Annotated in this window: 4 protein-coding genes; 1 reads left to right on the top strand and 3 read right to left on the bottom strand. The window is 76.4% G+C overall.

Annotated features, from left to right (window positions below; all coding sequences use genetic code 11):
* From cobI to HMPREF3099_RS04930, 3 genes are all read right to left on the bottom strand, one after another.
* On the bottom strand, window positions 1-740 hold a 740-nt coding region (gene cobI, locus HMPREF3099_RS04940; protein WP_070704769.1), incomplete at its 3' end, for a precorrin-2 C(20)-methyltransferase.
* Window positions 737-1,426 carry a precorrin-8X methylmutase gene (locus tag HMPREF3099_RS04935; protein WP_070704766.1) on the bottom strand — a complete coding sequence of 230 codons (690 nt, stop codon included), beginning with the start codon at window positions 1,424-1,426 and terminating at the stop codon, window positions 737-739. The genes HMPREF3099_RS04935 and cobI, both read right to left, overlap by 4 nt.
* Window positions 1,413-2,519 (bottom strand): cobalamin biosynthesis protein CobG, encoded by a 1,107-nt coding sequence (locus HMPREF3099_RS04930; protein ID WP_168168439.1) that lies wholly within the window; start codon window positions 2,517-2,519, stop codon window positions 1,413-1,415. The genes HMPREF3099_RS04935 and HMPREF3099_RS04930 overlap by 14 nt, the downstream gene beginning before the upstream one ends.
* A gap of 387 nt (window positions 2,520-2,906) precedes the next feature.
* Between HMPREF3099_RS04930 and HMPREF3099_RS04920 the strand changes: the two genes are divergently transcribed.
* Window positions 2,907-5,104, top strand: a 2,198-nt coding sequence (locus tag HMPREF3099_RS04920; RefSeq protein ID WP_202816692.1) for a cobaltochelatase subunit CobN, incomplete at its 3' end; no start/stop codon positions are given.

Below are 5,104 nucleotides of genomic sequence, written 5' to 3'. Positions count from 1 at the left end.
GGCACGGCGCGTCCCGCGGCATCGGCCCGGCGGTCCTGCCCGGGCACCACCACCAGGGCCATGTACGGCACCGTGGCGGGGTCCACCTCGGCCACGGGCAGCACCCGCTGCGTGCCGCGGCTGGCGTGCTCCACGTACACGGCGCGGTCCAGCACCCCGGCCTGGCGCAGCGCCTCGCGGACGGTGGGGAAGGTGCGGCCCAGCTTCATCACCACGGCGGCGTCGGTGTCGGCCAGGCGACGCGCCAGTTCGGCCACCGGCAGGGTGCCCGGCAGCACGGTGAGCACGTCCTCGTGGCGGCACAGCCCGGTGCCGACGGCGGCGGTGGCGGCCGAGGGGGAGGTCACCCCGGGCACCACCTCGACGGTGAACTCCTCGCCGAGCAGGTCGCGCACGTACATGGGCGAGCCGTAGAAGAGCGGGTCGCCCTCGGCCAGCAGCACCACGTCGCGCCCGGCGCGCAGGTGCTCGCCCAGGCGGGCGGCGCACTCGGCGTAGAAGGCCGCCAGGCGCTGGTGGTAGTCCTCGGTCGGGCCGGTGGTGACCGGGTAGACGAGCTCCTCCTCGGTCACGCCCTCGCCCAGGAACCCGGCCGCGATGGCGCGCGCGGTGCTGGGTCGGCGCGGGGCGCGGTGGTAGGCCACCACCGGCGCGGCAGCGATGAGGCGCTCTGCCCTGCGCGTGACCAGCTCGGGGTCGCCCGGTCCCACCCCGACGACGTGCAGGGTCCCCGCGGTCACAGGATCTCCTGCGCGGTGGCCAGGGCGTTGAGCGCCGAGGCGGCCAGGGCCGACCCGCCCCGGCGACCGTGGACGGTGAGCCACGGCACCTGGCCGCCGGGCAGGTCGGCGTCGTCCAGGCGGTGGGCGGCCAGGGCCTCCTTGGACTCCGCCGCACCGACGAATCCCACCGGCATCCCGACGATCGCCGCCGGCCGCGGGGCCCCGGCGTGGAGCATCTCCAGCAGGTGGAACAGCGCCGTGGGTGCGTTGCCGATGGCCACCACCGCCCCCTCCAGGTCCGGCTCCCACAGCGACACCGCGGCGGCCGAGCGGGTGGTGCCCCACGCCTCGGCCAGGCCGGCGGTGCGGTCGTCGCGCAGCAGGCAGCGCACGGCGTTGTCCGCCGGCAGACGAGCGGGGGTGATGCCGGCGGCCAGCATCCGCGAGTCGGTGAGGATCGGCGCCCCGGCCTCCAGCGCGCCGCGGGCTGCGGCGACCACGTCGGGGTGCCCGGCCACCACCGCCGGCAGGGAGGTGTCGCCTGCCGCGTGCACCATCCGCACCGCCACGGGGTGCAGCGCCTCGGGCAGGTGGGTCAGGTCGGTCTCGCGCCGGATGGTGGCGAAGGACTCGCGGTAGATGGCCCGCCCGTCGGTCTCGTACGGGTAGGTGCGGGGCGGGGCGAGGGGCTCAGCCTCGGTCATCGAGGGCCTCCAGGACGTCGTCGGGGGAGGTGGGCAGCACCACCCGGGCGCCGGGCGGACGGCCGCAGGCGCGCGCACATCCCACCACGTGCACCGTCGGGCCGGTGGCGGAGGTGGCGGTGCCCGCCGCTGCACGGGCCCAGGTGAGGGTGGGCACGTCGGTGCGCGTGCAGTGCGGTGCGCCGATGCAGGCGGTGGTGCGGGCCAGGGCGTCCTCGGGGGTGGTGAGCAGGCCGGTGGCCGCCAGCGCCGGCTCGCTGCCGGGGGCGGCGTCGCGCAGCACGAGGGCGCGGGTGGGGGTGACGACGAGGTCGGTGCAGGCGGCGGCCACGGCCTCGGCCTGGGTGGGGGTGAGCAGGCCGAGGGGGACGGCGACGACGAGTTCGCGGCCGTCCGGGGTGCGGCCTGGGGTGGGCGTCGGCGCGGGTCGCAGGGTCGCCCCGGGCGCGGGCCCCCAGCCGGCGAGGACGGGGGAGTCCTCGGGCAGGTCGCGCAGGTTCCACGCGCCCGCGCTGGGACGGTGGGCCAGGAAGCGGAGCATGAGGTCCGCCACCGCGGCGGGCAGGTCGTTGCGCGTGCACGGGCGGGCACGGCCGGCGGCCAGCAGCGTGCCGTGGGTGGCGCCGTCGGCGTCGGGGCGCCACGCGACGTCGAAGGGCAGGTCCAGGTGCGTGCCGGCGGCATCGGTCAGCACGGTGAGCCACCGTCCGGGCAGCTCGGCCAGGGCGGGCTCGGCCAGGACGGCGGCGTCCACCGCCCCGACGAGACCGTCGAGCGAGCGGTCCGGGGCGGCCACCAGGGTGCGGGCGCGCTCGTGGGCGTCCGAGGGCAGCAGGCCGAGCTCCCGGACCCCGCGCTCGAGGGCCGGGGGCACCGCATCGGGCAGGCCGCGCAGCTGCAGCGACCCACGCGAGGTGAGCTGCAGGAAGGGGGCGCCGTGCTGGGCGGCGAGCCGGGCCAGGTGCACGAGGGAGGTGGCCGGGAGGCGCCCTCCCGTGACGCGCACCCGCACCAGGGGCCCGTCTGCGGCGTGGTGCGGGCGGAGCACGCCCGGGCACCGGTCGGGGGCGTCGTGGGCGTGGGGGGCGGTCACGCGCGGCACTGTAGACGAGGCGGCTCGGGCTGCCCGGGCCGCGTTCGTGGCCCCGGTCCGCGCTGCCTCGGCCGGAGGCACGACCCAGACCGGGATCGCGCGCCAGACCGGGCGGGGCCAGCCGGAGATCTCCCGCATCCTGCGATTCCACGGCACGAGCGAGGGGGACCGCGTGCTCCGCCGGCACGCCGCCGTTCTGGCGCGTCCGGTGGGCCTCGTGCCCGAACCCGCCCTCCATCCCCTCATGGAGGAGCGCGTGCTCGCCGAGGCAGTGCCCCTCTGAACCTCTGACTGACCGCTCAGATGACCTCCCGGTCGCCGGGATACGCTGCGGCCGGCCCAGCGTGGCCCGAGCCACATCCGCGTCCCCGAGCCCGAGGAGCCCCCGTGACCCGCATCGCCCTGGTGTCGACCTCCGACACCGACCTCCTGAGCGCCCGCGCCAGTGGCGCCGACTACGCGGTGGTCAACCCGGCGCGCACGGACCCGGCGACCGCGGTCCACGGGGCCGACGTGGTGGTGGTGCGCCTGCTCGGCGCCCCCCAGGACCTGCCCGACCTGTGGCCCGGCATGCAGGCCACGGTCGATGCGGGCACGCCCGTCGTGGTGCTCGGCGGCGAGCAGGCCCCCAACGCCGCCCTCATGGAGCTCTCCACCACCCCGGCCGGCGTCGCGTCCACCGCGCACGGCTACCTGGCCGAGGGCGGACCGACCAACCTGGCCTCGCTGCACGCCTTCCTGGGCGACACGCTCCTGCTCACCGGCGAGGGCTTCGACCCCGTGGTGCCCACCCCGGCCTGGGGCGTCGCCGAGCGCCCGGGCGCCACGCCCACCGAGGGCGGCCCCCGCATCGGCATCCTCTACTACCGGGCCCAGCACGTGGCCGGCAACACCGCGTACGTGCACGCCCTGGCCGATGCCGTGGACGCCGCCGGGGGCGCCGGTGAGCCGGTGTTCGTCTCCTCCCTGCGCGACGCCGAGACCGAGCTGCTGGAGCACCTGCGCCGCTACGACGGTCTGGTGACCACAGTGCTGGCCGCCGGCGGCACCCGGGCCGCGGACGCCTCCGCCGGGGGCGCCGAGGACGCCTGGGACGTGGCCGACCTGGCCGCCCTGGACGTGCCGATCGTGCAGGGCCTGTGCCTCACGTGGAGCCGCGCCGAGTGGGAGGCCTCCGACGACGGCCTCTCACCCATGGACGTGGCCACCCAGGTGGCGGTGCCCGAGTTCGACGGGCGCATCATCTCGGTGCCGTTCAGCTTCAAGGAGCTCGACGCCGACGGGCTGCCCACCTACGTGGCCGACCCCGAGCGCGCCGCCCGCGTGGCCGGCACCGTGGTCAACCACGCCCGCCTGCGCACCGTCCCGCCGGCTGAGCGGCGCATCGCCGTGGTGCTCTCGGCGTACCCCACCAAGCACTCGCGCATCGGCAACGCGGTGGGCCTGGACACGCCCGTCTCCACCATCCGCCTGCTGCGCGCGATGCGGGAGGCCGGGTACGACCTCGGCGCGCCCGGCGAGGTGCCGGGCCTGGACGGCGTGGAGCCGGTGGAGGGCGAGCACCCGGACACCACCGCGGGCAACGCGCTCATCCACGCCCTCATCGCCGCCGGCGGGCAGGATCCCGAGTGGCTCACCGACGCGCAGCTGGGCGACGCGCACGTGCGCATCCCCGCGGCCACCTACCGGCGGTGGCTCGAGGCGCTGCCCGCTGAGCTCACCGACGCGATGACCGAGCACTGGGGGCAGGCGCCGGGCGAGCTGTTCGTCGACTTCTCCCGCGACCCCGAGGGCGAGATCGTCACTGCCGCGATCCGCGCCGGCAACGTGGTGCTGCTCGTGCAGCCGCCGCGCGGCTTCGGGGAGAACCCCATCGCGATCTACCACGACCCGGACCTGCCGCCCACCCACCACTACCTGGCCACCTACCGCTGGGTGGCCGAGGAGTTCGGTGCGCACGCCGTGGTGCACGTGGGCAAGCACGGCAATCTCGAGTGGCTGCCGGGCAAGTCGCTGGGCATGTCCGCGGCCTGCGGCACCGATGCCGCCCTGGGCTCGCTGCCGCTGGTCTACCCCTTCCTCGTGAACGACCCGGGCGAGGGCACCGAGGCCAAGCGCCGCGCCCACGCCACGGTGGTGGACCACCTCATCCCGCCGATGGCGCGCGCGGAGAGCTACGGCGACATCACTCGCCTGGAGCAGTTGCTCGACGAGTACGGCAGCGTCTCGGTGATGGACCCGGCCAAGGCCCCGGCCCTGCAGACGGAGATCTGGACCCTCATCCGTGCCGCCGAGCTGCACCACGACCTGGGCCTGGAGGACATGCCCGGCGAGGACGACTTCGACGACTTCGTCATGCACGTGGACGGGTGGCTGTGCGAGATCAAGGACGTGCAGATCCGTGACGGGCTGCACGTGCTCGGGCAGGCGCCGGAGGGCGAGCAGCTGGTGGACCTCGTGACGGCCGTGCTGCGCTCGCCGCAGATGTTCGGTGGGCAGCGCGGCGGCATCCCCGGGCTGCGCACCGCGCTGGGCCTGGTGGAGGGCTCGGACGACCGCGTGGCCACCGACCGCGCCGAGGAGCG

The organism is Kytococcus sp. HMSC28H12, assembly GCF_001816045.1.
GTDB lineage: Bacteria > Actinomycetota > Actinomycetes > Actinomycetales > Dermatophilaceae > Kytococcus > Kytococcus schroeteri.
Note: the sequence above shows the minus strand (reverse complement) of the source record. Positions and strands in the feature narration are given on the sequence as shown.

What these genes read in the sequence shown, in the direction of transcription:
- HMPREF3099_RS04935 (WP_070704766.1), bottom strand. Translation starts at nt 1,426, where the DNA reads ATGACCGAGGCTGAGCCCCTCGCCCCGCCCCGCACCTACCCGTACGAG.